This window comes from Variovorax sp. 278MFTsu5.1 (genome assembly GCF_048305045.1).
Taxonomy (GTDB): Bacteria; Pseudomonadota; Gammaproteobacteria; order Burkholderiales; family Burkholderiaceae_C; genus Variovorax; species Variovorax guangxiensis.
Genome location: NZ_CP157622.1, coordinates 4,661,378 through 4,685,454, shown reverse-complemented (window position 1 = coordinate 4,685,454; position 24,077 = coordinate 4,661,378). Strand labels below are relative to the sequence as shown.

At 66.0% G+C, this 24,077-nt stretch carries 22 protein-coding genes; 2 read left to right on the top strand and 20 right to left on the bottom strand.

Annotation, left to right across the window (positions count from 1 at the left end):
- Positions 1 to 3 precede the first annotated feature (3 nt).
- From ABL844_RS21810 to ABL844_RS21800, 3 genes are read right to left on the bottom strand one after another with little or no spacing between them, the layout of a single operon-like run.
- A complete protein-coding gene (locus ABL844_RS21810) occupies positions 4 to 657 on the bottom strand; it encodes a glutathione S-transferase family protein (protein WP_418128869.1) in 654 nt (217 codons plus the stop codon).
- Positions 654 to 1,505: an aromatic ring-hydroxylating oxygenase subunit alpha gene (locus tag ABL844_RS21805; RefSeq protein WP_184641407.1), complete on the bottom strand. Its 852-nt coding sequence runs from the start codon at positions 1,503 to 1,505 to the stop codon at positions 654 to 656. Before ABL844_RS21805 ends, ABL844_RS21810 begins: the two co-directional genes overlap by 4 nt.
- Positions 1,506 to 1,519: 14 nt before the next feature.
- A complete protein-coding gene (locus ABL844_RS21800) occupies positions 1,520 to 2,197 on the bottom strand; it encodes a Rieske 2Fe-2S domain-containing protein (RefSeq protein ID WP_418128868.1) in 678 nt (225 codons plus the stop codon).
- A 117-nt stretch (positions 2,198 to 2,314) separates the two neighbouring features.
- Here ABL844_RS21800 and ABL844_RS21795 point away from each other — a divergent pair, with 117 nt between their 5' ends.
- Positions 2,315 to 3,283: a LysR family transcriptional regulator gene (locus tag ABL844_RS21795; RefSeq protein WP_184641405.1), complete on the top strand. Its 969-nt coding sequence runs from the start codon at positions 2,315 to 2,317 to the stop codon at positions 3,281 to 3,283.
- Positions 3,284 to 3,321: 38 nt separating this feature from the next.
- Positions 3,322 to 3,762 (top strand): type II 3-dehydroquinate dehydratase, encoded by a 441-nt coding sequence (aroQ, locus tag ABL844_RS21790; RefSeq protein WP_126024870.1) that lies wholly within the window; start codon positions 3,322 to 3,324, stop codon positions 3,760 to 3,762.
- An 18-nt stretch (positions 3,763 to 3,780) separates the two neighbouring features.
- On the opposite strand, the gene ABL844_RS21785 is transcribed toward aroQ, so the two are convergent.
- The 17 genes from ABL844_RS21785 to ABL844_RS21705 all read right to left on the bottom strand — a co-directional run bounded on the left by ABL844_RS21785 (position 3,781) and on the right by ABL844_RS21705 (position 24,072).
- Positions 3,781 to 5,334, bottom strand: a complete 1,554-nt coding sequence (locus ABL844_RS21785) for a SpoVR family protein (RefSeq protein ID WP_126024871.1) — start codon at positions 5,332 to 5,334, stop codon at positions 3,781 to 3,783.
- Positions 5,331 to 6,623 carry a YeaH/YhbH family protein gene (locus tag ABL844_RS21780; protein ID WP_184641403.1) on the bottom strand — a complete coding sequence of 431 codons (1,293 nt, stop codon included), beginning with the start codon at positions 6,621 to 6,623 and terminating at the stop codon, positions 5,331 to 5,333. Before ABL844_RS21780 ends, ABL844_RS21785 begins: the two co-directional genes overlap by 4 nt.
- A 51-nt stretch (positions 6,624 to 6,674) precedes the next feature.
- On the bottom strand, positions 6,675 to 8,597 hold the full coding sequence (locus ABL844_RS21775) for a PrkA family serine protein kinase (RefSeq protein ID WP_126024873.1): 1,923 nt from the start codon (positions 8,595 to 8,597) through the stop codon (positions 6,675 to 6,677).
- Positions 8,598 to 9,390: 793 nt separating this feature from the next.
- On the bottom strand, positions 9,391 to 10,518 hold the full coding sequence (gene dnaJ, locus ABL844_RS21770) for a molecular chaperone DnaJ (protein WP_126024874.1): 1,128 nt from the start codon (positions 10,516 to 10,518) through the stop codon (positions 9,391 to 9,393).
- Positions 10,519 to 10,626: 108 nt separating this feature from the next.
- Complete coding sequence (gene dnaK / locus ABL844_RS21765; protein ID WP_126024875.1) at positions 10,627 to 12,564, bottom strand: molecular chaperone DnaK; 1,938 nt, start codon at positions 12,562 to 12,564, stop codon at positions 10,627 to 10,629.
- Between the two features lie 118 nt (positions 12,565 to 12,682).
- Positions 12,683 to 13,219, bottom strand: coding sequence for a nucleotide exchange factor GrpE (gene grpE, locus ABL844_RS21760; protein WP_240650802.1), 537 nt, complete (start codon positions 13,217 to 13,219; stop codon positions 12,683 to 12,685).
- A gap of 187 nt (positions 13,220 to 13,406) precedes the next feature.
- Entirely contained in the window at positions 13,407 to 13,757 is a 351-nt protein-coding gene (locus ABL844_RS21755; RefSeq protein WP_013540334.1) for an FKBP-type peptidyl-prolyl cis-trans isomerase, read from the bottom strand.
- Positions 13,758 to 13,841: 84 nt separating this feature from the next.
- Positions 13,842 to 14,297 (bottom strand): winged helix-turn-helix transcriptional regulator, encoded by a 456-nt coding sequence (locus ABL844_RS21750; protein WP_126024877.1) that lies wholly within the window; start codon positions 14,295 to 14,297, stop codon positions 13,842 to 13,844.
- Positions 14,298 to 14,475: 178 nt separating this feature from the next.
- Entirely contained in the window at positions 14,476 to 15,327 is an 852-nt protein-coding gene (gene asd / locus ABL844_RS21745; RefSeq protein ID WP_418128866.1) for an archaetidylserine decarboxylase, read from the bottom strand.
- A gap of 111 nt (positions 15,328 to 15,438) precedes the next feature.
- The gene (locus tag ABL844_RS21740) at positions 15,439 to 16,434 is read right to left on the bottom strand and encodes a Bug family tripartite tricarboxylate transporter substrate binding protein (RefSeq protein WP_126024879.1); all 996 of its coding nucleotides are present in this window, start codon (positions 16,432 to 16,434) and stop codon (positions 15,439 to 15,441) included.
- Positions 16,435 to 16,474: 40 nt separating this feature from the next.
- Complete coding sequence (locus tag ABL844_RS21735) at positions 16,475 to 17,542, bottom strand: lactonase family protein (protein WP_126024880.1); 1,068 nt, start codon at positions 17,540 to 17,542, stop codon at positions 16,475 to 16,477.
- A 9-nt stretch (positions 17,543 to 17,551) separates the two neighbouring features.
- Positions 17,552 to 18,529: a tripartite tricarboxylate transporter substrate binding protein gene (locus ABL844_RS21730; RefSeq protein ID WP_369661539.1), complete on the bottom strand. Its 978-nt coding sequence runs from the start codon at positions 18,527 to 18,529 to the stop codon at positions 17,552 to 17,554.
- 58 nt (positions 18,530 to 18,587) lie between these two features.
- Positions 18,588 to 19,352, bottom strand: coding sequence for an SDR family NAD(P)-dependent oxidoreductase (locus tag ABL844_RS21725; RefSeq protein ID WP_176667133.1), 765 nt, complete (start codon positions 19,350 to 19,352; stop codon positions 18,588 to 18,590).
- 80 nt (positions 19,353 to 19,432) lie between these two features.
- On the bottom strand, positions 19,433 to 21,007 hold the full coding sequence (gene garD, locus ABL844_RS21720; protein WP_418128864.1) for a galactarate dehydratase: 1,575 nt from the start codon (positions 21,005 to 21,007) through the stop codon (positions 19,433 to 19,435).
- A 19-nt stretch (positions 21,008 to 21,026) separates the two neighbouring features.
- Positions 21,027 to 22,322, bottom strand: coding sequence for a TRAP transporter large permease (locus tag ABL844_RS21715; RefSeq protein WP_126024884.1), 1,296 nt, complete (start codon positions 22,320 to 22,322; stop codon positions 21,027 to 21,029).
- A gap of 146 nt (positions 22,323 to 22,468) precedes the next feature.
- On the bottom strand, positions 22,469 to 22,957 hold the full coding sequence (locus ABL844_RS21710; protein WP_126024885.1) for a TRAP transporter small permease: 489 nt from the start codon (positions 22,955 to 22,957) through the stop codon (positions 22,469 to 22,471).
- 134 nt (positions 22,958 to 23,091) lie between these two features.
- A complete protein-coding gene (locus ABL844_RS21705; protein ID WP_126024886.1) occupies positions 23,092 to 24,072 on the bottom strand; it encodes a TRAP transporter substrate-binding protein in 981 nt (326 codons plus the stop codon).
- Positions 24,073 to 24,077 lie beyond the last annotated feature (5 nt).

Sequence of the window (24,077 nt, the reverse complement as noted above, 5' to 3'; positions counted from 1 at the left end):
TTCTCAGGCAGGGCCAGCAGGGAAGATACCCGACATGCCGATGAACCCCGGCAGGTGGCGGAAATCCCAGACCCAGTTTCGCAGCGCGGGAAACTCGTCGAGCGAGATGCCGCCTTCGCCCGCGAGCGCCACATAGGGAAAGCAGGCGAGGTCGGCAATGGTGGCCTCCGGCGCCGACGCGAGCCAGCGCAGGCCTTCGGTGGCTCGCTCGGCGAGGTGGTCGTCGAGCACGCGGAATACGGCGCGCGCGCCCGCGCGGCAGGCATCGATGTCGAGGTGGTGATAGCCGAGCGCATCGTGCAGCCGCGCGGCCGAGGCGGTTCGGGTGATCTCGTCGGCGGTGGCGAGCCACTGGGCGACTTCGCCGCGCAGCTTCGCGTCGGCGGGATACCAGCGGCCCTGCGGGTCGTGGCGGCTCGCGAGGTAGACCAGGATGGCCTGCGCGTCGCGCAGCACGAAGCCGTCGTCGTCGATCACCGGCAGCTGGCCCAGCGGATTGACGTTGGCGAGGAACGCGGCCGACCTGTGCTCGCGGCCGGGAAAGAAATCGACCGGCACCGCCTGGTACGCCACGCCCAGCCAGGCCAGCATCTGCCTCACCTTGAAGCAGTTGCCCGAGAGCGGGTAGTCGTAGAGCTTCAGTGTCGCCGTGCTCATGCCGCGGCCCTCACGCCGAAGCGCATGCCGCGCTCGCGCAGCCATCGCCGGTAGGTGACGGAGGAGGTGTCGCCGCGCGTGGGCGTCTCGGCGCGGCCTTCGAGCGGCATGCGCTTGAAGGCGTGGTTCTCCAGGATGGGCTTGTCCTGCCCGAAGATGGTGTGCTGGAAGGCGATGAGCTCGGCGTCGGTGGAATGGTCGTCGTAGCAGGCCAGCAGGGTGTGGGCGATCACGTGTTCCTCGTCGACCGGCTGCAGGAAGATGCCGATCGCATCGAGCTCGCCCGCGCGGAAGCTGCTCTTGTAGAGCATGGCCGAGAAGGGCTGCATCACGCGGTACTTGTAGAGCACCTCGCTGCCCGAGGCGTCGTGCGCGGCGGAGGCGCGCGGCTGCCAGAAGCGGCAGTCGGTGGCCCAGATCTCGCCGGTGGCGGGCTCCACCTGCACCTGGTACTGCGCCACCTCGGTGTGCGGCACCTTGCCGAGGTAGTCGGCATGCACGAAGGGAAAGTGCGCCATGTCGAGAAAGTTCTCGATCACCCGCAGGCCCGACACCGCGACGCCGATGCCGCCGCAGTCGACGCGACGGCGGCCGGGTTCGCCGTATTCGGGAAAGTCGAACAGCGGGCGAGCGGGGCGGCCGCTCGGGCAGACCCAGAGATAGCCGTAGCTGGATTGCACGGCGAGCGGGGTGTCGCCGAGGCTGCAGCGGGGAGTGCCGTCGGCATCGGTCGACAGCCGCACGGTTTCGCCGAGCAGCCGGGTTTCGCGCGAGGCCGTTGGCGCCGGCGCGGGGCCGACGACCAGCCAGTCGTCGAGCATGTTGGGATCGTCGGTGACGAAGGGCATGGGTTTCTCTTCTTTCAACCCTGGGGCAGGGCTTCGATTTCGGTGCGCAGCTGGCGGGCGGCCGCGTGCAAGGCTTTCATGGCGGCCGAGCCGGGGGCGGCTTCCGTCCACAGGTGGATGAAGGCGAGCCGGGGCTGGGCGTCAAGGACGAGGGCGACGGTTTCCGTGCCGCCGATCCGGCCCCGCCAGGAGGAGGAAACCCTGGCCATGCCGTGGCTCTCCAGCGCTTCACGAGCGGCCTGGGCGGGCGCGCGAACCGTCAGCGTGCGGCAGAAGTGCCAGCCGGTGGGAACGGCATCGCGCAGTTCGTCTGGAACCGGTGCAGCCTCGGGCGAAAGATTCACCCACAGCATCCCGGCCGCCTCCGCCGTGCCGAAGGTCTTCGCGCAGACGTTGCGCGGCGCCTGCATGGCCGGGTGCGCCGGAATGCTGGTGCACTGCCCGCTGCCGGCCTCGTACTGCCAGCCGTGGTACGCGCAAGCCAGGCGGTTGTCGATGACCTGCCCGAGCGTGAAGCGCACGCTGCGGTGGGGGCAGCGGTTTTCCCAGGCTTGGGCGGTGCCGTCGGCGGCGCGCCAGAGCGCAAGTTCCTGGCCTTCGGCGAAGCCGGCGACGATGTTGGCGCCCGGGCGCAGGTCGGCCGAGCGTGCGACGGGGTGCCAGGCGATGACGGTGTTTTCTGGAGTGCTCATGTCGTGGGGAAAGCGCGGAAAGGACGGCTGCGCGCCGGTGATACCGTACCGTTTCCGCCGCACCGATGAAAGTCACATGAAGAGACGCTGCTTTTCATTCCTGCAACGCTGGGCCGCATGAGCCGCATCGATCTCGCCCTGGTCGAGGCTTTCGTGCTGATCGCCAGGAGCGGCAGTCTCACCAAGGCCGAAAGCCTCTCCGGCGTTTCCAAGGCCACCCTGAGCCGGCAGCTCACGCGGCTGGAGGAGCTGCTGGGCGCGCAACTGCTGCTGCGCAGCCCGCGCCGCATCTCGCTCACCGAGGCCGGCCGCGCGTTTCTTGTGCGCGGCGAAGGGCTGCTCGACGAGGTGAAGGGCCGGCTCGAAGAGGCCAGCACCGAAGTCCACGCGTTGACGACGGGCGTGTCGGGCAGCCTCTCGCTGCTGTCGGACACGCAGTTCAGCACCTCCTTCGTCTGCCATGTGGTCAAGCTGTTCCTCGAGGAGCATCCGGACGTGCGCTGCCAGCTCGACGTGGCCAGCGGCTTCCATGCGCCTCGGATCGACGACGTCGACTGCTACGTGTGCTCCGAGCCGCCCGATGCGCCGAACCTCGTGGCTCGGCTGCTGGGGCGGCTGAACTACGGGCTGTACGCGAGCCCGCAGTACCTGGTGCGGCACGGGGTGCCCTCGTCACCCGATGAGCTGGTGGCGCACCAGTCCATCGTGATGAAGGAGCCTTCGGAGCGCTCGCAGGTGCTGCTGGTGTCGGGCGCGGCCAGCTTCGCGTTCGGCCCCGAGCCGGCCTTCGAGACCAACGACCACTGGGTGATGAAGACCTTCTGCATCGACGGCCTGGGCATCGCGCTGCTGCCCGCCTTCTTCGTGCGGCCCGAGCTGGAGCAGGGCGTGCTGGTGCCGGTGCTGCCGCAGTGGCAGCCGGAGCCGCGGCGCATCTACTGCGCCTACCAGCGGCAGCGCTACATGGGGCGGAAGCTGCGCTCCTTCGTCGACCTGATGGCGCGCTGCGTGGTCGACATCGACTCGTACAACTACTACGTCGGCTCGTCCGCCGCGCGCAGGCGCAGGACGGCCGCGAGACCATAATCGGCCTCCGTTCGCCAGATTCCCCCCAGACAACCATCATGAAGAAGATCCTCGTCCTCAACGGCCCCAACCTCAACCTGCTCGGCACGCGCGAGCCCGAACAGTACGGACGCGACACGCTGGCCGACGTCGAGCGCCTGTGCAAGGAAACGGGCGCGAAGTTCGGCGTCGAGATCGAATGCCGCCAGTCGAACCATGAAGGCGTGCTGATCGACTGGATCCAGGAGGCCGGCCGCGAAGTGGCGGCGGGCAACATGATCGGCGTGGTGATGAACCCCGGCGCCTACACCCACACCTCGATCGCGCTGCACGACGCCATCAAGGGCGCGAGCGTGCCGCTGATCGAACTGCACATCTCGAACGTGCATGCGCGCGAGGAGTTCCGCCACCACTCGTACATCTCGCCGGCGGCGAAGGGCATCATCGTGGGGCTGGGCGTGAAGGGCTACATCCTCGCCATCACGGCGCTGGCGGCCTGACCCGGGCCCGCGGCGCGCTCAGTAGAGTTGTTTGGGCGCCGAGGCCTTCCAGCTGCGGCTGATGCGGCCCTGGCTGTCGATGCTCTCCAGGTGCACGTCGAAGCCCCAGAGCCGGGCGACGTGCTTGAGCACCTCTTCGGCCGTGTCGTGCAGCGGCAGGTTGTTGCGCTGCGTGTGGCGCAGCGTCAGCGAGCGGTCGCCGCGCATGGCCACGTTCCACACCTGGATGTCGGGCTCGCGGCTTCCCATGTCGTACTGGCGTGAGAGCGATTCGCGCAGCGCGTGGTAGCCGCTGTCGTCGTGGATGGCCGACACCTCCAGTTCCGATTCGCTCTGGAAGTCGCGGATCGCGAAGAAGCGGAAGTCGCGCATCGTCTTCGGACTCAGGAACTGGCCGATGAAGCTCTCGTCCTTGAAGTTGCGCATCGCGTAGTCGAGCGTGCGCAGCCAGTCGGTGCCCGCGAAGTCGGGGAACCAGCGGCGGTCTTCCTCGGTGGGCTTCTCGCAGATGCGCCGCAGGTCGGTGTACATCGCGAAGCCCAGCGCGTACGGGTTGATGCCGCTGTAGGCGCGGTGGCCCACCGGCGGCTGGAAGATCACGCCCGTGTGGGAGCTGAGCCATTCCATCATGAAGCCGTCGGCGAGCTGGCCGCGGTCGTACATGGTGTTGAGCAGCGTGTAGTGCCAGAAGGTGGCCCAGCCTTCGTTCATGACCTGGGTCTGGCGCTGCGGGTAGAAGTACTGCGCGATCTTGCGCACGATGCGCACCACCTCGCGCTGCCACGGCTCCAGCAGCGCGGCGTTCTTCTCGATGAAGTAGAGCAGGTTCTCCTGCGGCTCCAACGGAAAGCGCTTGGCAGCGTCGGCCTCGGCCGCCTGCTCGCTCTTGCGTGGCAGCGTGCGCCAGAGGTCGTTCACCTGCTGCTGCATGTGGCGCTCGCGCTCGGCGCGCTGGGCGGCTTCCTGCGCCAGCGAGCGCTTCTGCGGGCGGCGATAGCGGTCGACGCCGTAGTTCATCAACGCATGGCAGGAGTCGAGCAGCTCTTCCACCGCGTCCAGGCCGTGGCGCTCCTCGCACTCGGCGATGTAGTGCCGCGCGTACACCAGGTAGTCGATGATGGACGAGGCGTCGGTCCACATCCGGAACAGGTAGTTGCCCTTGAAGAAGCTGTTGTGCCCGTAGGCCGCATGCGCGATCACCAGGGCCTGCATGGCCATGGTGTTCTCCTCCATCAGGTAGGCGATGCAGGGGTCGGAGTTGATGACGATCTCGTAGGCCAGCCCCATGTGGCCGCGCTTGTAGTTCTTCTCGGTCGAGATGAACTGCTTTCCGTACGACCAGTGCCGGTAGATCATGGGCATGCCCACGCTGGCGTAGGCGTCCATCATCTGCTCGGCGGTGATGACTTCGAGCTGGTTCGCGTACACGTCCAGGCCGTAGCCCCGGGCCGTCTTGGCGATTTCCGAGTGGTAGGTCTCGATGAGTTCGAAGGTCCAGTCGGAAGGGCTGGGCAGGCGCTCCAGCCGGGGCAGGCTGGTGGCCGGAGGAGGGGCGGTGATGGCGGTGTTCATGACGTGACCCCTTCCTTCTTGAACAGGTCGCGGAAGACCGGGTAGATATCTTGAGCGTCGGACACCTTGCGCATCGCGAAGTTGGGCTCCACGCCTTCGAGCTGCTGGTATTCCTGCCACAGGTTCTGCTCGGTCTCGGCCACCTGCACGTAGGCGTAGTAGCGCACGACCGGCAGGATGTTCTCGACCAGCAGCTCGCGGCAGCGGCCGCTGTCCTGGTGCCAGTTGTCGCCGTCGCTGGCCTGCGCGCCGTACACGTTCCATTCGCCGCTGGGGTAGCGCGCCTTGATGATCTCGTCCATCAGCACCAGCGCGCTGGAGACCACCGTGCCGCCGGTTTCCGTAGCGTGGAAGAACTCTTCCTCCGTCACTTCCTGCGCCTGCGTGTGGTGGCGCAGGAAGACCAGGTCGATCTTCTCGTAGTGCCGCGTGAGGAACATGTACAGCAGCATGAAGAAGCGCTTGGCCATGTCCTTGCGCGCCTCGTCCATCGAGCCCGACACGTCCATCAGGCAGAACATCACGGCCTTGGCGCTGGGCACCGGTGTCTTCACGCGGTTGCGGTAGCGCAGGTCGATGGGGTCGATGTAGGGCACGTGCCGCATGGTGCGGCGCACTTCGGCGATGCGCTCTTCCGTCTCGCGGATTTCCTTCTGGATGAAGGGCTGCTCGACCTGCGGATGCTTGCGCAGGCTTTCGAGGTGCGCCTCCAGCCGCTTGAGCTCCTTGCGCGGCTCGCCGCCCAGCGCGATGCGGCGGGCGAGGGCGCCGCGCATCGAGCGCACCACGTGCAGGTTGTTGGGCGAGCCGTCGCTGGTGAAGCCTGCGCGGTGGCTCTTCCACTCGGGCACATCGGCGATCTGCGTGCGGATGAGGTGGGGCAGCGCGAGGTCGTCGAAGAAGACGCGCATGAACTCCTCGCGCGTGAGGCGGAAGACGAAGTCGTCCTCGCCTTCGCCGCTGTCGCTGGCCTCTCCGCTGCCGGAGCCGCCTCCGCCGCCGCCTTCAGGCCGCTTGATGCGGTCGCCCTTCAGGTACTCCTGGTTGCCGGGGTGGACGTACTCGCGGTCGCCGCCGCGGGCGTGGCCGAACACGGGCTCCGACACGTCGTGGCGCGGCAGCGTCACATCTTCGCCCTGCTCCAGTTCGCGGATGTTGCGGCCGCTGACGGCGCGCCTCACCGCTTCCTGGATCTGACCCTTGTAGCGCCTGAGGAAGCGCTCGCGGTTGCCGATGGACTTGTTCTTGCCCGACAGGCGGCGGTCGATGATCTGCTGCAGGATGGCCACGATGTTGTCAACGCTCCTTGCAAAGAGAGAACGATCGGAAGGGCCGTTTTTCTATGAGCTTTTACGCACCCGCAGATACCACTCGCAGAGCAGGCGCACCTGCTTGGCCGTATAGCCCTTCTCGACCATGCGGGTCACGAAGTCCTCGTGCTTCTTCTGCTCGTCGGCGCTGCTCTTGGTGTTGAAGCTGATCACCGGCAGCAGCTCTTCGGTGTTGGAGAACATCTTTTTCTCGATCACCGAGCGCAGCTTCTCGTAGCTGGTCCACGCCGGGTTGCGCCCCGCGTTGCCGGCCCGCGCGCGCAGGACGAAGTTGACGATCTCGTTGCGGAAGTCCTTCGGGTTGCCGATGCCCGCGGGCCGCTCGATCTTCTCGAGTTCGGCGTTGAGCGAGGCGCGGTCGAAGACTTCGCCGGTGTCCACGTCGCGGAACTCCTGGTCCTGGATCCAGTAGTCGGCGTAGGTGACGTAGCGGTCGAAGATGTTCTGGCCGTACTCGCTGTAGCTCTCGAGGTAGGCGGTCTGGATCTCCTTGCCGATGAACTCCGCATAGCGCGGCGCCAGAAGCTCCTTGATGTAGCTGATGTACTTCTGCTCGACTTCCGGCGGGAACTGCTCGCGCTCGATCTGCTGCTCGAGCACGTACATCAGGTGTACCGGGTTGGCGGCCACCTCGGAGCTGTCGAAGTTGAAGACCTTGGAGATGATCTTGAAGGCGAAGCGCGTGGAGACGCCGCTCATGCCTTCGTCGACGCCCGCGTAGTCGCGGTACTCCTGGATCGACTTGGCCTTGGGGTCGGTGTCCTTGAGGTTCTCGCCATCGTATACCTGCATCTTGCTGAAGGTGCTGGAGTTCTCCGGCTCCTTCAGGCGGGTGAGCACCGAGAGTTGGGCCATCATGCGCAACGTTCCGGGGGCGCAGGGAGCGTTGGCGAGCGAGGAGTTGCGCACCAGTTTCTCGTAGATCTTGATCTCTTCCGAGGCCCTCAGGCAATAGGGCACCTTGACGATGTAGATCCGGTCGAGGAAAGCCTCGTTGTTCTTGTTGTTGCGGAAAGCCTTCCACTCGCTCTCGTTGCTGTGCGCGAGCACGATGCCGTCGAAGGGTATGGCGCCGAAGCCTTCGGTACCCTTGAAGTTGCCTTCCTGGGTGGCCGTCAACAGCGGGTGCAGCACCTTGATGGGCGCCTTGAACATTTCCACGAACTCCAGCAGGCCCTGGTTGGCCAGGCACAGGCCACCGGAGTAGGAGTAGGCGTCGGGGTCGTCCTGGGCGAAGGTCTCGAGCTTGCGGATGTCGACCTTGCCGACCAGCGAGGAGATGTCCTGGTTGTTCTCGTCACCGGGCTCGGTCTTGGCGACCGCGATCTGCCGCAGCACCGAGGGAAAGCGCTTGACCACCTTGAACTGGCGGATGTCGCCGCCGTACTCCTCGAGCCGCTTGACGGCCCAGGGAGAGAGAATTCGATTCAGGTAGCGGCTCGGGATGCCGTATTCCTTTTCAAGGATCTCGCCGTCCTCGACCGCGCTGAAGAGGCCCAGCGGCGATTCGTTCACCGGCGAGCCCTGGATGGCATAGAAGGGCACGTGCTCCATGAGCTGCTTCAGGCGCTCCGCGATGGAGCTCTTGCCGCCGCCCACCGGGCCCAGCAGGTAAAGGATTTGCTTCTTTTCTTCCAGCCCCTGCGCGGCGTGGCGGAAATAGGACACCACTTGTTCTATGGCGTCTTCCATGCCATAGAACTCCTTGAATGCCGGATAGATCTTGATGACCTTGTTCGCGAAGATGCGCGAAAGGCGGGGGTCGTTGCGGGTGTCGACCAGCTGGGGCTCTCCGATGGCCTTGAGCATGCGCTCGGAGGCAGTGGCGTACGCCATGGGATCACGCTTGCAGGTGTCCAGGTAATCCTGCAGCGAGATGACTTCCTCGCGGGTGCGCTCGTAGCGGGCGGCAAAGTTGCTGATCACATCCATGGTCACGCCTCCTTCAGGTCGGTGGGCTTTTGGCCCGATGGCGTGCAGCAAAGGCCTTGCGCAACATTTAAAGGTGTGCCTGCCCATGGCTGCATGCCGTGGAAAACTCCCTTACAACAATCTGCTAACAATCAGCATAAAGCAAAGATTGAACCCGGCAAATCATTTGTTAATTCAGAACCACGATGCCAAGTAAAGTTCCACAAAAAGCAAGGAACAAATTTCCAGATTTCAGGTAAATTCAAAGGCTCGCTTTCTTGATTCTCTCCGGGTGAAAACACCTATGCCGAATGGCCATCGTCCGTTTTTGCCTTTTCTCCGGGAAAAAATCGCCTATTGAGCTTCGAGGCTCAAAAAACAGGCGTTCCTGTTGCAATAACGCGCGATCTGCCGTTCGGTTTATTGCTCAACCCAAAAAAAATATAAAAGCAAACCCTGAGCCACCTTCGGATAGGTGACTCGCGTGAGTCGGTGTCGGTATCGCGCCCGGGACAGGGTCGGCCTGATCCTCTTGGTGCGGATGCACCGCCTCGGTGCGCTAGAGCCCTAGAGGCTGGTGCGCCGGGTCAATGAGGCCGGATTTGCTTCGGGGATGAAGTGGCCGATGGGGGAGGCTGCTTTCCAGCCACCCCATCTGGAGCGAGGCGGCGAGGTACCCCGGTTCGCATTGAAGCCGTGAAGTGATGGGCCCTGCCTCGCAACGGGACTCCACATCTCGAACCGGCCATTGCGGCCGGCCGTGAGCACAACGCCGGTCTCCTGCGCAGCGGCAGGTCCGGCGGGTGCAGGACGATCAGCTGAAGAATTCCTTCGCCTTGTCGAACCAGCCCTTGTCGGTGGGGCTGTGCTTCTCTCCACCCTTCTTGAGCGAATCGTCGAGGTCCTTCAGCAGCTTGCGCTGGTACTCGGTGAGCTTCACCGGCGTCTCCACACGCACGTGGCAGTACAGGTCGCCCGGGTAGCTTGAGTTCACGCCCTTGATGCCCTTGCCGCGCAGGCGGAACTGCTTGCCGCTCTGCGTGCCTTCGGGAATGTCGATGGCCGCCGCGCCCTTCAGTGTGGGCACGTTGATCTCGCCGCCGAGCGCGGCCGTGGTCACGCTCACCGGCACCACGCAGTGCAGGTTGTCGCCGTCGCGCTCGAAGATGTCGTGCTTCTTCAGGCGGATCTCGATGTACAGGTCGCCCGGAGGGCCGCCGTTGACGCCGGGCTCGCCGCTGCCGGTCACGCGCATGCGCTGGCCGTCGTCGATGCCGGCGCGGATCTTCACTTCGAGCGTCTTGTTGCGCTTGATCTTGCCCTGGCCATGGCACGCGGTGCAGGGCTCGGGAATGATCTTGCCGCTGCCGTGGCAGGTGGGGCAGGTCTGCTGCACGCTGAAGAAGCCCTGGCGCATCTGCACCGCGCCCGCGCCGTGGCAGGTGGTGCAAGTGATGGGCTTGGTGCCGGGTTTCGCGCCCGAGCCGTGGCAGGTCTCGCATTCGTCCCAGGTGGGAATGCGGATCTCGGTGGTCTTGCCCTCGGCTGCTTCCTCGAGCGTGATCTCCATCGCGTAGCTCAGGTCGCTGCCGCGGAAGACCTGCCGGCCGCCGCCACGGCGTCCGCCGCCGAACACGTCGCCGAAGATGTCGCCGAAGGCTTCAGCGAAGCCCCCGAAGCCTTCCGCGCCCGGGCCGCGCATGTTCGGGTCGACGCCGGCATGGCCGTACTGGTCGTAGGCCGCGCGCTTCTGGCCGTCGGACAGCATTTCGTAGGCTTCCTTGACCTCCTTGAACTTGGCCTCGGCCTCCTTCGCGGTGTCGCCGTGATTGCGGTCCGGGTGGTGCTTCATCGCGAGCTTGCGATAAGCCTTCTTGATTTCTTCTTCGCTGGCGTTCTTGGGGACGCCGAGGGTTTCGTAGTAGTCGCGTTTGGTGGCCATGGCAGGTCGATCGGGAGATCAGGGAAGCAGCGGGAACTCGGGTGACTTGAAGCGAGAAAGGCTGGAGCACCCTTTCAGGTGTTCCAGCCTTGGTCGGCGGGCTGGAGATCAGCCCTTCTTGACTTCCTTCACTTCGGCGTCGACCACGTTGTCGTCGGCCTGTGCGTGCGATGCAGCTTCCGCGCCAGCGGCACCGGAGGCTGCCGAGGCGCCGGCCGCGGCCTGCGATTCGGCATACATCTTCTCGCCGAGCTTCTGGCTTGCGGTCATCAGCGCGTTCGTCTTTTCCTCGATCGCGGCCTTGTCCTCGCCCTTGAGGGCTTCTTCCAGGTTCTTGATCGCGGTCTCGATCGCTTCCTTCTCGGCGGCTTCGAGGCTGGCGCCGTGTTCGCCCAGCGACTTCTTCACGCTGTGCACCATCGCTTCGCCCTGGTTGCGCGCCTGAACGATTTCGAGCTTCTTCTTGTCGTCGGCGGCGTTCAGCTCGGCATCCTTCACCATCTTCTGGATCTCGTCTTCCGACAGGCCCGAGCTCGCCTTGATGGTGATCTTGTTTTCCTTGCCGGTGCCCTTGTCCTTGGCGCCGACGTGCAGGATGCCGTTGGCGTCGATGTCGAAGCTCACCTCGATCTGCGGCGTGCCGCGCGATGCCGGCGGAATGCCTTCCAGGTTGAATTCGCCCAGCAGCTTGTTGCCCGCGGCGATGTCGCGTTCACCCTGGAACACCTTGATGGTCACGGCCGGCTGGTTGTCCTCGGCGGTCGAGAAGGTCTGCGCGAACTTCGTCGGGATCGTGGTGTTCTTGGCGATCATCTTGGTCATGACGCCGCCCATGGTCTCGATGCCCAGCGACAGCGGGGTCACGTCCAGCAGCAGCACGTCCTTGCGGTCGCCCGAGAGCACCTGGCCCTGGATGGCGGCGCCGACGGCCACGGCCTCGTCGGGGTTCACGTCCTTGCGCGGTTCCTTGCCGAAGAAGGCCTTCACCTTCTCCTGCACCTTGGGCATGCGGGTCATGCCGCCGACCAGGATCACGTCGTTGATGTCGCCCACGCTGATGCCGGCGTCCTTGATGGCCAGGCGGCAGGGAGCGATGGTGCGCTCGATCAGCTCGTCGACCAGGCTTTCCAGCTTGGCGCGGGTCAGCTTGATGTTCAGGTGCTTCGGACCCGATGCATCGGCCGTGATGTACGGCAGGTTGATGTCGGTCTGCGCGCTGTTCGACAGCTCGATCTTGGCCTTCTCGGCGGCTTCCTTCAGGCGCTGCAGGGCCAGCACGTCCTTGCTCAGGTCGACGCCCTGTTCCTTTTTGAACTCGCCGATGATGTAGTCGATGATGCGCTGGTCGAAGTCTTCGCCGCCCAGGAAGGTGTCGCCGTTGGTCGACAGCACTTCGAACTGCTTCTCGCCGTCGACGTCGGCAATCTCGATGATCGACACGTCGAAGGTACCGCCGCCGAGGTCGTACACGGCGATCTTGCGGTCGGCCTTGTCCTGCTTGTCCAGGCCGAAGGCCAGGGCAGCGGCGGTGGGCTCGTTGATGATGCGCTTGACGTCGAGGCCCGCGATGCGGCCGGCGTCCTTGGTGGCCTGGCGCTGGGCGTCGTTGAAGTAGGCGGGCACCGTGATCACGGCTTCGCTGACGGTCTCGCCGAGGTAGTCTTCGGCGGTCTTCTTCATCTTGCGCAGGATGTCGGCGCTGACCTGCTGCGGGGCGATCTTCTTGCCGCGCACTTCCACCCATGCGTCGCCGTTGTCGGCCTTGGCGATGGTGTAGGGCATCAGGTCGATGTCCTTCTGGACTTCCTTTTCCTCGAACTTGCGCCCGATCAGGCGCTTGATCGCGTACAGCGTGTTCTTGGGGTTGGTCACGGCCTGGCGCTTGGCCGAGGCACCGACCAGCACTTCACCGTCTTCCTGGTACGCGACGATCGACGGCGTGGTGCGCGCACCTTCCGAGTTCTCGATCACACGCGTGGTGTTGCCTTCCATGATCGACACGCACGAGTTGGTGGTGCCGAGGTCGATGCCGATGATCTTTGCCATGTTCTTACTCCTGAAAGCCTGAAAAATATGTTGTTATGAACTTGTGGATAACCCGTCGCGATTCAAGGCATGAAGCGGGGATTTCCTGTGGGAATCTTGTGCGTCGCCGAACGGCGGGTCACTTCGGGGCGCTGACCGTGACCAGCGCCGGGCGCAGCACGCGGTCGTTGATGGTGTAGCCCTTCTGCAGCACGGTGACCACGGTGTTGGGTTCCTGGTCGGCGGGGACCATCGAGATGGCCTGGTGCTGGTGCGGGTCGAACTTCGTGCCGGGCGCGGGGGCCACTTCGATCACCTTGTTGCGTTCGAGCGCGCTCTTGAGCTGGCGCAGCGTGGCTTCGGCGCCTTCGCGAATCTGCTCGGGCGTGGCGTCCTTGACGGCCAGGCCGGCTTCCAGGCTGTCGGTCACCGGCAGCAGGCTTTCGGCGAAAGCCTCGACGGCGAACTTGCGGGCCTTGCTGACTTCCTCGTCCGCGCGGCGGCGGGCGTTCTGCACGTCCGCCTGCGCGCGCAGGTACTGATCGGCAAGCTCGGCATTCTTGGTCTGCAGCGCGGCGAGCTCGCCCTGGGCGACGGCCAGGGCATCGAGCGCCTCGGCTTCGTTGGCGGCTTGCGCTGCCTCCAGTTCTTCGGGGCTGGGCTCGCCTTGCAGCATTTGAGAATTCTGTGCGGATTGTTGCGGGTCAGACATTTTTCAAAGAACCGGCACGTGCCGGAAAACAAACGATAGCCAGCCACTTGGGGCTGGCCGAAGGCATTTCAAGCGAAAAAATGGGGTCGAAACGACCTCCGAGACACGAAAAAGGCCCGAAACCGGGCCTTGGAGCCGTCAGCTGGGAGGCTCAGTGGGCGTCGAGCAGTTCGACGTCGAACTTCAGGGTGGCGTTCGGGGGGATCACGCCGCCCGCGCCGCGAGCGCCATAGCCCAGCGATGCGGGAATGATCAGCGTGCGCTTGCCGCCGATCTTCATGCCGGCCACGCCTTCGTCCCAGCCCTTGATGACCTGGCCCGCGCCCAGCGAGAACGCGAAGGGGTCGTTGCGGTCGCGGCTGGAGTCGAACTTGGCGCCTTGCACGCCGTCGTTGTAGAGCCAGCCGGTGTAGTGCACGTGCACGTGCTGGCCGGCCTTGGCTTCGGCGCCGGTGCCGACTTCGGTGTCTTCGTATTGCAGGCCGGAGGGAGTGGTGGGCATGGGAAACGCTCCTTGCGTCGATGTGAGATCCGTGGATCGAAGGCGCGGAGTTTACCGAGGCCCGACGGGCAGCCCCGCCGTCCGTCAGCCGTGGCTGCTGTCGTCGCCGGACGGCGCGGGTGTAGGCGCAGGCGCCGGAGGAGGTTCGGGGGAGGGCGCTGCCGGGGGCGCAACGGGAGCCATGGCGGGAGCGGCGGAGGCGGTTGCGGCCGGCGCAGCAGGCGCAGTTGCCGCAGCCTTCTTCTGCTGGCCGAGCTGCCATTTGCCGGCGAAGGCCTGCAGGTCGGACAGGCGCTTGAGCAGGTCCTGCCCGCTGAGCGTGAGGCTGTAGCCGTCGCTGCCATGGCCCACGAGGCCGGCCTCGCGCAATTCCTTGATGCGGGTGTTGAGCGTGTTGGGAGTGATGCCGCCGACGCTGTCCTGCAGCAGGCGGAAGGTCTGCGCATGGCCGTCGCGCAGGGCCCAGAGCACGCGCAGCGCATAACGGGCTTCGAGCAGGGCGAGCAGCTGGCTGATGGCTGCGTTTTCCTTGGTACTCATCGACATCATCTCCTCGAAGCTGGGCGGGCCGTCGACCTGCGGGAGCAGGGCGATGCCTCGCGTTCTTGTGGTTGGTTATGAACCGTCTCGTTGGGCGGCGACTATAGCGCAATCGATGAGGATGCTACTAGTTTTGTAGCTGTCAAGGCAAGCTGGATGCGGCTTGTGAGACAAAGCCTCACAAATTGGTGTATTCGGCCATGGCTTCGCCCAACCGGATCGCGCGGCCGGGCGACCACTGCGGGTTGAAAGCCAGCGCGGGCGCCGGGAAGAGCATGACGACGGTGGAGCCCAGCAAGAACCGGCCCATCTCGTCGCCCTTGCGGATGTCGATCTGCTGGTCGGTGTAGTGCCACTCGCGCAGCTCGCCCACGCGCGGCGGATTGACCACCCCATGCCACACGGTGGCCATGCTGCCGACGATGGTGGCGCCCACCAGCACCAGCACGAAGGGCCCGCGCGCCGATTCGAAGACGCACACCACGCGCTCGTTGCGCGCGAAGAGGCCGGGCACGCCGCGCGCCGTCGTCGGGTTCACCGAGAACAGGTCTCCCGGCACGTGGATCATGCGCACCAGCCGCCCGTCGCAGGGCATGTGGATGCGGTGGTAGTCCTTCGGGCTCAGGTAGAGCGTGGCGAAGCTGCCGTGCGCGAACTTCGAGGCCAGGGTGGCGTCGCCGCCCACCAGTGCGGTGGTCGTGTAGTTGTGGCCCTTGGCCTGGAAAATCTGGTCGCCTTCGATCGCGCCGAACTGGCTGATCGCGCCGTCCACGGGGCAGATCAGGTCGGCCTGGGCGATGGGCCGGGCGCCGGGCTTGAGCTCGCGCGTGAAGAACTGGTTGAAGCTCTTGTAGTGGCTGATGTCCGACTCGAGCGCCTCGCCCATGTCCACGCCGTACTTGGCCACGAAGCGCCGGATGATCCACGTCGTCACGGCGCCCCGTTCCTTGCCCGCGACCCAGCCGGCGAAATTGGTCAGGGCCTGCTTGGGAAACAGGTATTGGGGCAGTACGGCGGAGCGGTCGGACACGTGGGAATGATCTGGAAAGCGGATCGGAGGGGCATTCTATAAAGGGCTTTTCGCCCGGGACGTAGGAAGCTTCCCTTGGTTCTTCCGGCCAACCCCGCCGATCGCGCCGGATCAGTCGGGCTTGATTCCCGCAGCCTTGATCACCTGCGCCCACTTCTCCACCTCGGCCTTCTGGAAGGCCGCGATCTGCACCGTGCTCAGGTCGGCCGGCTCCATGCCGAAGCCCTTGAGCTTGTCTTGCATCTCCGGCGTCGCGAGGATCTTGCGGATCTCGGTATGCAGCCGGTCGACCACCGGCGCGGGCGTATGCGCGGGCACGAAGATCGCCTGCCACGACACCACCTCGAAGTCCTGCAGGCCCGGCACGCCCGACTCGGCCACCGTCGGCACGTCGGGCATCGAAGCCAGCCGCTTCGACGAGGTGACCGCGATCGCGCGCAGCTTGCCGCTCTGGATGTGCGGGCCGGCCACCACCGTGGTGTCGAACATCATGTCGACCTGCCCGCCGATCACGTCCTGGATCGCCGGGCCGCTGCCCTTGTACGGGATGTGCGTGAACTTCACGCCCGACTTGTAGGCCAGCAGTTCCAGCGCCAGGTGCTGCGAGGTGCCCGTGCCGGCCGAGGCCGACGAGAGCCCGCCCGCCTTGCCCTTGCTCGCGGCTATCACGTCCTTCAGCGTCTTGTAGGGGCTCGCTTGGTTCACCACCAGCACCACCGGGTTGGTGCCGATCAGCGTCACCGGCGCGAACGACTTCTGCGGGTCGTAGCCGAGCTTGGGGTACAGGCTCACGTTGATCGCGTGCGAGCTGATCGTGCCGCCCACCAGCGTGAAGCCGTCGGGCGCGGCGCGCGAGCCGATCTCGGAGCCCACGCTGCCGCCGGCGCCGCCCTTGTTGTCGATGATCACCGTGGTGCCCAGCGCGGGGCCCAGCTTCTGTCCGATCAGCCGGCCCAGCACGTCGGTGGTGCCGCCCGCCGGAAAGGGCACGAGGTAGGTGATCGGCTTGCCCGTGGGCCAGTTGCTGCTGCCTTGGGCGAATGCCGCCGGAAGCGCGGCGGCGACCGAAGAGGCGAGGGCGGTGCGGATGAGTGTGCGGCGTTGCATGCGAAGTCTCCTTGGGTTGTCAGTTGGCGCCGGCTGCCCTTCAGGGCAGGTCGACGATCTCGATCCAGTTCGGGTTCTTGCCCACCTCCAGGTGCTGGGGCGTGCCCAGCGCGCCGGTGTCGGCGTCGATGGCGTAGAGGGAGATGCCGTTCGATTCCTGTCCCGCCGCGATCAGGTAGCGGCCGGTGGAATCGATGGCGAAGCCGCGCGGCCCCTTCTCGGTCGGCGTCTGGCCCAGCGGCTGCAGCTGCCCCGTAGCGGCGTCGACCTTGAATGCCGAGAGCGTGCTCGAGGTGCGCTCCGACGCGTAGAGGAAGCGCCCGTCCGGCGTCAGGTGCAGGTCGGCGGCCCAGGGCTTGCCGGTGAAACCGGCGGGCAGGGTGGTGGTGCTCTGTTCGAGCCTGAGCGTGCCGCGCGCGGCGTCCCAGGCGAACACGTGCAGCGCGGCGTCGAGCTCGTCCAGCAGGTAGACGTGACGCTGCGCCTTGTCCCACACGAAGTGGCGCGGGCCCGACTTCGCGGCGGTGGTGGTCAGCGGAGGGTCGTTGGGCGAGAGCAGGCCTTTCTCGGCGTCGAAGCGCCAGCTCGACACGTTGTCGCCGCCCAGGCTGGTGGCGAGCACGAAGCGGTTGCTCGCGTCGGCGTGGATGGCGTGCGCGTTGGGCGCCGTCTGGATCAGCTGGTTGATCGGCCCCACCGCGCCGTCCTTGCCCACGGCGTTGACCGTGATCTTGCCGCCCTGGTAGGAGGCCGCGAACAGCCACTTGCCGCTCGCGTCGAGGTCGATGTTGGCCATGCTGTCGGCCAGTGGCGCCTCGCCCAGCTTCCGCAGCCTGCCGCTGGCGCCGTCGATCGACAGCGCGGTCACGCGAAACGGCTGCGAGCGCAGCGCGGCGTACAGCACGCGCTTGTCGCGGCTCACCACCATCGGCATCACCGTGCCGCCCACGTTCAGCGTCTGCACCGGCTTGAGCGCGCCCTGGCTCCTGTCGAGCTCGAGCACCGAGATTTCCTGGCTGTCGGCGTTCGACACGTAGACCCAGGTGGCGGCCGATGCGGGTACCGCCGCGGCCAGCCACAGCAGCGATGCGATGGTCGTCTTCTTCATGGCCGGGGCTCAGGGCTTGATGTTGAGTTTGGTGATGAGCTGCTTGAAGTACACGTTGTCCTTCGCCAGCGTTTCCTTGAACACCGCGCCGTCGGTGTAGACGTAGCCCAGGTTCTGCTTGTCCATCACCTCGTGCATCAGCGGTTCGGCGGCGGTCTTCGCGGTGATCTCGCGCAGCTTCGCCATCACTTCGGGCGGCGTGTTCTTCGGCGCGCCCAGGCCGCGCCAGGTGCCGATCGACAGGTCGATGCCGCGCTCCTTGGCTGTGGGTACCTTCTCGAAGCCCTTCACGCGCTTGTCGGCCATCACCATCAGCACCTTGAGCTTGCCGCCCTGCACGTGCGTCGTCACCTCGGCCGGGCTCACCGCTACGGCCTCGATGTGGCCGCCCAGCAGCGCCAGCACCGCGGGTGCAGCGCCCTGGAACGGGATGTGGCCGAACTTGGCGCCGGTCTTGTCTTCCAGCGCGGCGGCGGCAAGGTGCCAGATCGAGCCGTTGCCCGAGTTGCCCACGCGCACGCTCTCCGGCGATTTCTTCGCGGCGGCCAGGAACTCCTCGATGGTGTTCCACGGCGCGTCGGCCTTCACCGTGATCGCGGCCGGATCGGCGTTGAGCTGAGCGATCGGCTGGAAGTCGTCGTAGTTGAACTTGGCCAGCCCCAGGTGCGGCAGCGTCAGCAGCTCGACCGTGAGCACGGCGAGCTTGTAGCCGTCGGGCTTGGAATTGATCACCTCGGTCCAGCCGATGGCGCCCCCCGCGCCGGGACGGTTGACGATCACGATGCTCTGCGAGATGTGCTTGCGGCTCGCTTCCGAGAAGGCGCGCGCCAGGCCGTCGGTACCGCCGCCGGGCTGGTAGGGCACGAGCAGTTCGATGGTGCGGTTCGGAAAGTCGGCCTGTGCGGCGGCCGGTGCCGCCAGCCCGAGCGAGAGGGCGGCCGTGGCCGAGAGGGCGGCGATGCCGCGAATGAACTGCTTGCGTTTCATGATCCTTGTCTCCGTTGTTGTGGTTGAGCGTTGAAGTGTTGAAAAGCGTGGGTGCGCGTCAGGGCATGTACTGCCCGCCGTTCACCTCGATCACCTGCCCGGTGACGTAGCCCGAGAGTTGTTCCGATGCGAGGTAGAGGAATGCGCCCACGCATTCATCCGGCGTGCCGATGCGGCCCATCGGAATGCCGGCGCGGAAGTTCTCCAGCATCGCGGGAGTGGAGAAGCGGTCCTGGAAGGGCGTCTGGATGACGCCCGGCGCCACCGCGTTCACGCGGATGCGGTCGCCCACCAGTTCCTTCGCCAGCCCGTGCGTCGCCGTGCTCACGAAGCCCTTCGAGCCCGCGTACAGATAGGCCGAAGGCCCGCCGCCGGTGCGTGCCGCGACAGAGGTCACGTTGATGATGTTGCCGCCGCCGCTCTTGCGCATCAGCGGAACCACCTCGCGGCAGAAAGCGAGCACCGAGCGCGCATTGATGTGCAGCACTTCGTCGAAGAGTGCATCGTCGAACTCGGCGATGGGCACGCGCTTGACCAGGCTGCCCGCGTTGTTCACCAGCACGTCGATGCGGCCGCCGAACTGTGCCGAGGCCTGCTTCACGCACTCGCGGATCGCGCCCGTGTCGCGCACGTCGGCCTTCAGCGCGAAGGCGGTGCCGCCGGCCGCGCGGATGGTGTCGACCACCTGGTTCGCCGCGTCGGCGGAGCTGTTGTAGTGCACCGCCACGCGCATGCCGCGCGCGGCGAAGGCGATGGCCACCGCCGCGCCGATGCCGGTGCTGGCGCCGGTGACGAGGGCTGTCTTGTCCTTGAGGTCTTCCATGAGGGGCTCCGTTGATGAAGAGACAGGTCTGAGAAAGGAAATCAGAAAGACGTGAACCCGCGCGTCGCGCAGCGCCTTGCTCAGGTCACGGGCGCGGGGTTGAAAAGCACCAGCGCGTTGTGCAGCTTCCAGTGCTCGGCCCAGGTCTTCTTCCGTCCGCTGGCCACGTCGAGCATCAGGCGGAACATTTCCCAGCCGATGTCCTCGATGGTGGCCTCGCCGTCGGCGATGCGGCCCGCGTTCACGTCCATCAGGTCGTGCCAGCGGCGCGCGAGGTCGCTGCGGGTGGCGACCTTGATCACCGGCACCTCGGCCAGCCCGTAGGGCGTGCCGCGGCCGGTGGTGAACACGTGCAGGTTGATGCCGGCGGCCAGTTGCAGCGTGCCGCAGATGAAGTCGCTGGCGGGCGTGGCCGTGTAGATCAGGCCCTTGTGCGCCGCCTTCTCGCCGGGCGCGAGCACGCCGGTGATGGGCGCCGAGCCCGACTTGACGATGGAGCCCATCGCCTTCTCGACGATGTTGGAGAGCCCGCCCTTCTTGTTGCCCGGCGTGGTGTTGGCGCTGCGGTCGACCGTGCCCTTCTTCAGGTAGGCGTCGTACCAGGCCATCTCGCGGATCATGGCCTCGGCCACCTCGGGCGTGGACGCGCGCGAGGTGAGCTGGTCGATGCCATCGCGCACCTCGGTGGTCTCGGAGAACATCACCGTGGCGCCCGCGCGCACCAGCAGGTCGGTGCAGAAGCCCACCGCCGGGTTGGCGGTGACGCCAGAGAAGGCATCGCTGCCGCCGCACTGCACGCCCACCACCAGTTCGCTGGCGGGCACGGTCTCGCGCCTGCGTGCGTTGAGCCGGGCGAGGTGCTCCTCGGCCTGGCGCATGACCGAATCGATCATCGACATGAAGCCGACGTGCGCGTCGTCCTGCAGGCAGACCACGTCGAGCGCGGTATCGGGCGTGGTGCCGGCACGCTGGTCGGCGATGGGAATGCTGCCCGGCGGCAGCAGCCGCTCGGGCTGCAGCTTCTCGCAGCCCAGGCTCACCACCATCACCTCGCCGCCGAAGTTCGGGTTGAGGCTGATGTTGCGCAGCGTGCGGATCGGCACGACGGCGTCGGGTGCGTCGATGGCCACGCCGCAGCCGTAGGTGTGCTCCAGCGCCACCACGTCGTCGACGTTGGGGTACTTCGGCAGCAGCTCGGCCTTGATGCGCTGCACCGCGAACTCGGTGACGCCGGCCACGCACTGCACCGTCTGCGTGATGGCCAGGATGTTGCGCGTGCCCACCGAGCCGTCGGCGTTGCGGTAGCCCTCGAAGGTGTAGCCCTCCAGCGGCGGCAGGGCAGGGGGCTTGACCGTGGCGATGGGAAGGCCGTCGAGCTCGGGCGCGGTCGGCATCCGCATCACGCGCTCGTGCACCCAGCTGCCGCGCGGCAGCGCCTTCTGTGCGTAGCCGATCACCACGTCGTAGCGGCGGATGGCATCGCCTTCGGCGAGGTCGACCAGCGCGACCTTGTGGCCCTGGGGCACGTTGTCCACCAGCCGCAGGCCGTCAGAGAATTCCGCGCCGGCCTTCAGCCCGCCGTCGTTGGCGACGATGGCCACGTTGTCCGCGGCGTGGATGCGGATGTAGAGCGGAGGGCGGGTGGTTTCGGTCATCGCGGATTCCTTGCCTTGCTTACTTCACGACCATGAACATACTCGGGAGCCAGGTCGAGAAGGCCGGCACGAAGGTGACCACGCCCAGCGCGAAGATCAGCGCGCCGTAGAACGGCCAGATGGTGCGCATCACCGTACCCACCGACACCCCGCCGATCGCGCAGCCGACGAACTGGGTCGTGCCCACGGGGGGAGTGTTCAGGCCCAGCGCGCAGTTGATGAGCATCACGATGCCGAACTGCACGGAGGTCATGCCGTACTGCTGCGCGATGGGCAGGAAGATCGGCGTGCACAGCAGGATGGTGGCGGCCATGTCCAGGAAGGTGCCCAGCACGAACAGGATGATGTTGATCAGCAGGAAGATCACCCACGGCGTGCTCGTGACCTGCGACAGCATCTGGCCCGTGAGCTCGGCCACGCCGTACAGGCTGATGAGGTAGCCGAAGGTGCTGGAGATGCCGATCAGCAGCAGGATCACGCCGGTGGTGCGCACAGCCTTCGAGGCCGCCTTGACGAAGTGCTCCCACTTCAGCGTGCGGTACACGAAGATCGTGAGGGCCAGCGCGTAGAGCACCGCCACCGCCGCCGACTCGGTGGCCGTGAAGATGCCCGACAGGATGCCGCCCAGGATCAGCAGCACCACGAACAGGCCCGGCAGCGCCGCCGCGAACGAGCGCGCCACGATGGCCCAGCCCGGGAAGGTGCCGGCGGGGTAGCCGCGCTTGACCGCCACCAGGTAGGCGGCCGCCAGGTTGCTGACGGTGAGCACCGCCGCCGGCAGCAGCGCCGCGAGGATCAGCGCCGCGATCGACACCTTTCCGCCCGCGGCCAGCGAATAGATGATGAGGTTGTGGCTGGTCGGCATCAGCGCGCCGACCAGTGCCGCGTGGGTCGTCACGTTGACCGCGTAGTCGGCGTGATAGCCCTCCTTCTTCATCATCGGGATCATCACGGCGCCCATGGCCGAGACGTCCGCCACGGGCGAGCCCGAGACGCCGCCGAACAGCGTGCAGGCCACCACGTTCGACATGCCGAGGCCACCGCGCACGTGGCCCACGAGATCGCGCGCCAGGTTGACGATGCGGTCCGCGATGCCGCCGTAGAGCATCAGCTCGCCGGCGAAGATGAAGAACGGGATGGCGAGGAACGAGAAGATGCCCATGCCCGAGGTCATCTGCTGGAAGCCGACCGCCAGCGGCAGGCCTTCATACAGCAGCGTGGCCAGGGCCGACAGGCCGATGGAGAAAGCCACCGGCACGCCCAGCAGGAGGAAGAGCGTGAACGAGAGGCAGAGAATCAACAGAGGAATGGTCATGATCTGGCCGCGTCGCCGGTGGTGGGGGCGCTATGGACTGTTCGGGGAATGCCGCGGAACCGGCTTTGCCGGGCCGCAGGCATTGCCCCCTGCAAGGGGGTTGGAGAAGCGACACGAAGTGCGCGAAGCCTGGGGGTGTGCATTCGTTATCCCCAGGCGGGTTCCACTTCGCGGCCTTGGGCCAGGGCGATGATGTGTTCGATGGAGAAGAGGACGATCAGCACGCCCGCGACCGAGGCCGGCACGTACTTCCAGCCCTCGGAGATCCACAGCGTGGGCAGCCGGTATTCCCAAACCGAACCGGCCAGCTCGGCGCAGTTCCAGGCCATGGCCAGGCCGAACAGCAGGATCAGCGCGTGGATGAGGTATTCCATCTTCAGCCGCAGCCAGTCGGGTGCGAGCACGAGGAAGGATTCGAGCCCGATGTGGCCCGCGTCGCGCACGCCCACGGCCACGCCGAGCATGGTGACGTAGAGCACCAGCAGCAGCGCGAGGCTTTCGGCCCAGGTGGGGGTGTTGTTGAGCACGTAGCGGCCGAACACCTGCCAGCTCACGGCGCAGATGACCGCCACGAGACCGAGGATGCCCAACCACATGCAGGCACGCGCGAGGGTGCGGCAAAGTTTGGTGTACATATTTTCCAGCGCGAGAGATGGTGGGGAGGGCTGCGCATTCGTGAAACACCGAGGAGCCGGCTTTGCCGGGCCTCAGGTGTTGCCCCCGGTAGGGGGTGGCGGCTACACGAAATGAGCAAGCCTGGGGGCGAGCCCTATTTCGTTTCCTGGACGCGCTTCACGAGGTCCTTGAGCTTCGCGTCGGTGATGAACTTGTCGTACACCGGCTTCATCGCCGCCTGGAACGGGGCCTTGTCGACCTCGATGATCTCGGCGCCGCCGGCCTTCACCGTGGCCAGCGACTTCACTTCGCGCTCTTCCCACTGCTTGCGCATGTAGGGCACCGACTCCTTGGCGGCCTGGCGGATCCAGCCCTGCTCCTCGGCGGAGAGCTTGTCCCACACGCGCTTGGAGAACAGCAGCATCTCGGGCGCCATCGAGTGCTCGGTCTTGCTGTAGTACTTGGCCACTTCGAAGGCGCGCGCGCTTTCATAGGTGGGGTAGTTGTTCTCGGCGGCGTCGATCAGGCCGGTCTTCAGGCCCGTGTAGACCTCGCCCATGGGCATGGGCGTGGCGTTGGCGCCCATGGCTTCCAGCATCGACACCCACAGGTCGGACTGCTGCACGCGCACCTTCAGGCCCTTCATGTCGGCGAAGCTGCGCACCGGCTTCTTGGCGGTGAACATCGAGCGCGCGCCGCTGTCGTAGTAGGCCAGGCCCACGAAGCCCTGCTTCTCGCACGACTTCAGGATCTCTTCGCCGATCGGGCCGTCCAGCACCTTGTGCAGGTGGTCGACCGAGCGGAACAGGAAGGGCATGGTCGGCACCTGCGTCTCGGGGCAGATGTTGTTCATGGGCGCGATGTTCACGCGCACCATCTGCAGCGCGCCGATCTTGGCCTGCTCGATCGTGTCCTTCTCGCTGCCGAGTGCACTGTTGTTGAACACCTTGATGCTGTGCTTGCCGCCCGACAGCGCCTTCAGGCGCTCGCTCATGAACTTCACCGCGGTCACGGTGGGGTAGTCGTCGGGGTGGATGTCGGCCGAACGGAACTCGGTGGCGTGTGCAGCCATGGTGGTCAGCGCGGCTGCGGCGCACGCGGAAATTGCGATCAGGGTCTTCTTGGCGAATTTCATTTGTC

Bases quoted from the DNA above. Each gene is read 5' to 3' on its own strand.
- ABL844_RS21730 (WP_369661539.1), bottom strand. From the start codon at position 18,529: ATGAAACGCAAGCAGTTCATTCGCGGCATCGCCGCCCTCTCGGCCACG.
- ABL844_RS21805 (WP_184641407.1), bottom strand. From the start codon at position 1,505: ATGCCCTTCGTCACCGACGATCCCAACATGCTCGACGACTGGCTGGTC.
- dnaK (WP_126024875.1), bottom strand. From the start codon at position 12,564: ATGGCAAAGATCATCGGCATCGACCTCGGCACCACCAACTCGTGCGTG.
- ABL844_RS21800 (WP_418128868.1), bottom strand. From the start codon at position 2,197: ATGAGCACTCCAGAAAACACCGTCATCGCCTGGCACCCCGTCGCACGC.
- ABL844_RS21715 (WP_126024884.1), bottom strand. From the start codon at position 22,322: ATGACCATTCCTCTGTTGATTCTCTGCCTCTCGTTCACGCTCTTCCTC.
- ABL844_RS21710 (WP_126024885.1), bottom strand. From the start codon at position 22,957: ATGTACACCAAACTTTGCCGCACCCTCGCGCGTGCCTGCATGTGGTTG.
- ABL844_RS21775 (WP_126024873.1), bottom strand. From the start codon at position 8,597: ATGGATGTGATCAGCAACTTTGCCGCCCGCTACGAGCGCACCCGCGAG.
- ABL844_RS21750 (WP_126024877.1), bottom strand. From the start codon at position 14,297: ATGAGTACCAAGGAAAACGCAGCCATCAGCCAGCTGCTCGCCCTGCTC.
- ABL844_RS21740 (WP_126024879.1), bottom strand. From the start codon at position 16,434: ATGCAACGCCGCACACTCATCCGCACCGCCCTCGCCTCTTCGGTCGCC.
- ABL844_RS21735 (WP_126024880.1), bottom strand. From the start codon at position 17,542: ATGAAGAAGACGACCATCGCATCGCTGCTGTGGCTGGCCGCGGCGGTA.
- ABL844_RS21755 (WP_013540334.1), bottom strand. From the start codon at position 13,757: ATGCCCACCACTCCCTCCGGCCTGCAATACGAAGACACCGAAGTCGGC.
- aroQ (WP_126024870.1), top strand. From the start codon at position 3,322: ATGAAGAAGATCCTCGTCCTCAACGGCCCCAACCTCAACCTGCTCGGC.
- ABL844_RS21725 (WP_176667133.1), bottom strand. From the start codon at position 19,352: ATGGAAGACCTCAAGGACAAGACAGCCCTCGTCACCGGCGCCAGCACC.
- ABL844_RS21810 (WP_418128869.1), bottom strand. From the start codon at position 657: ATGAGCACGGCGACACTGAAGCTCTACGACTACCCGCTCTCGGGCAAC.
- ABL844_RS21785 (WP_126024871.1), bottom strand. From the start codon at position 5,334: ATGAACACCGCCATCACCGCCCCTCCTCCGGCCACCAGCCTGCCCCGG.
- grpE (WP_240650802.1), bottom strand. From the start codon at position 13,219: ATGCTGCAAGGCGAGCCCAGCCCCGAAGAACTGGAGGCAGCGCAAGCC.
- ABL844_RS21795 (WP_184641405.1), top strand. From the start codon at position 2,315: ATGAGCCGCATCGATCTCGCCCTGGTCGAGGCTTTCGTGCTGATCGCC.
- garD (WP_418128864.1), bottom strand. From the start codon at position 21,007: ATGACCGAAACCACCCGCCCTCCGCTCTACATCCGCATCCACGCCGCG.
- ABL844_RS21705 (WP_126024886.1), bottom strand. From the start codon at position 24,072: ATGAAATTCGCCAAGAAGACCCTGATCGCAATTTCCGCGTGCGCCGCA.
- dnaJ (WP_126024874.1), bottom strand. From the start codon at position 10,518: ATGGCCACCAAACGCGACTACTACGAAACCCTCGGCGTCCCCAAGAAC.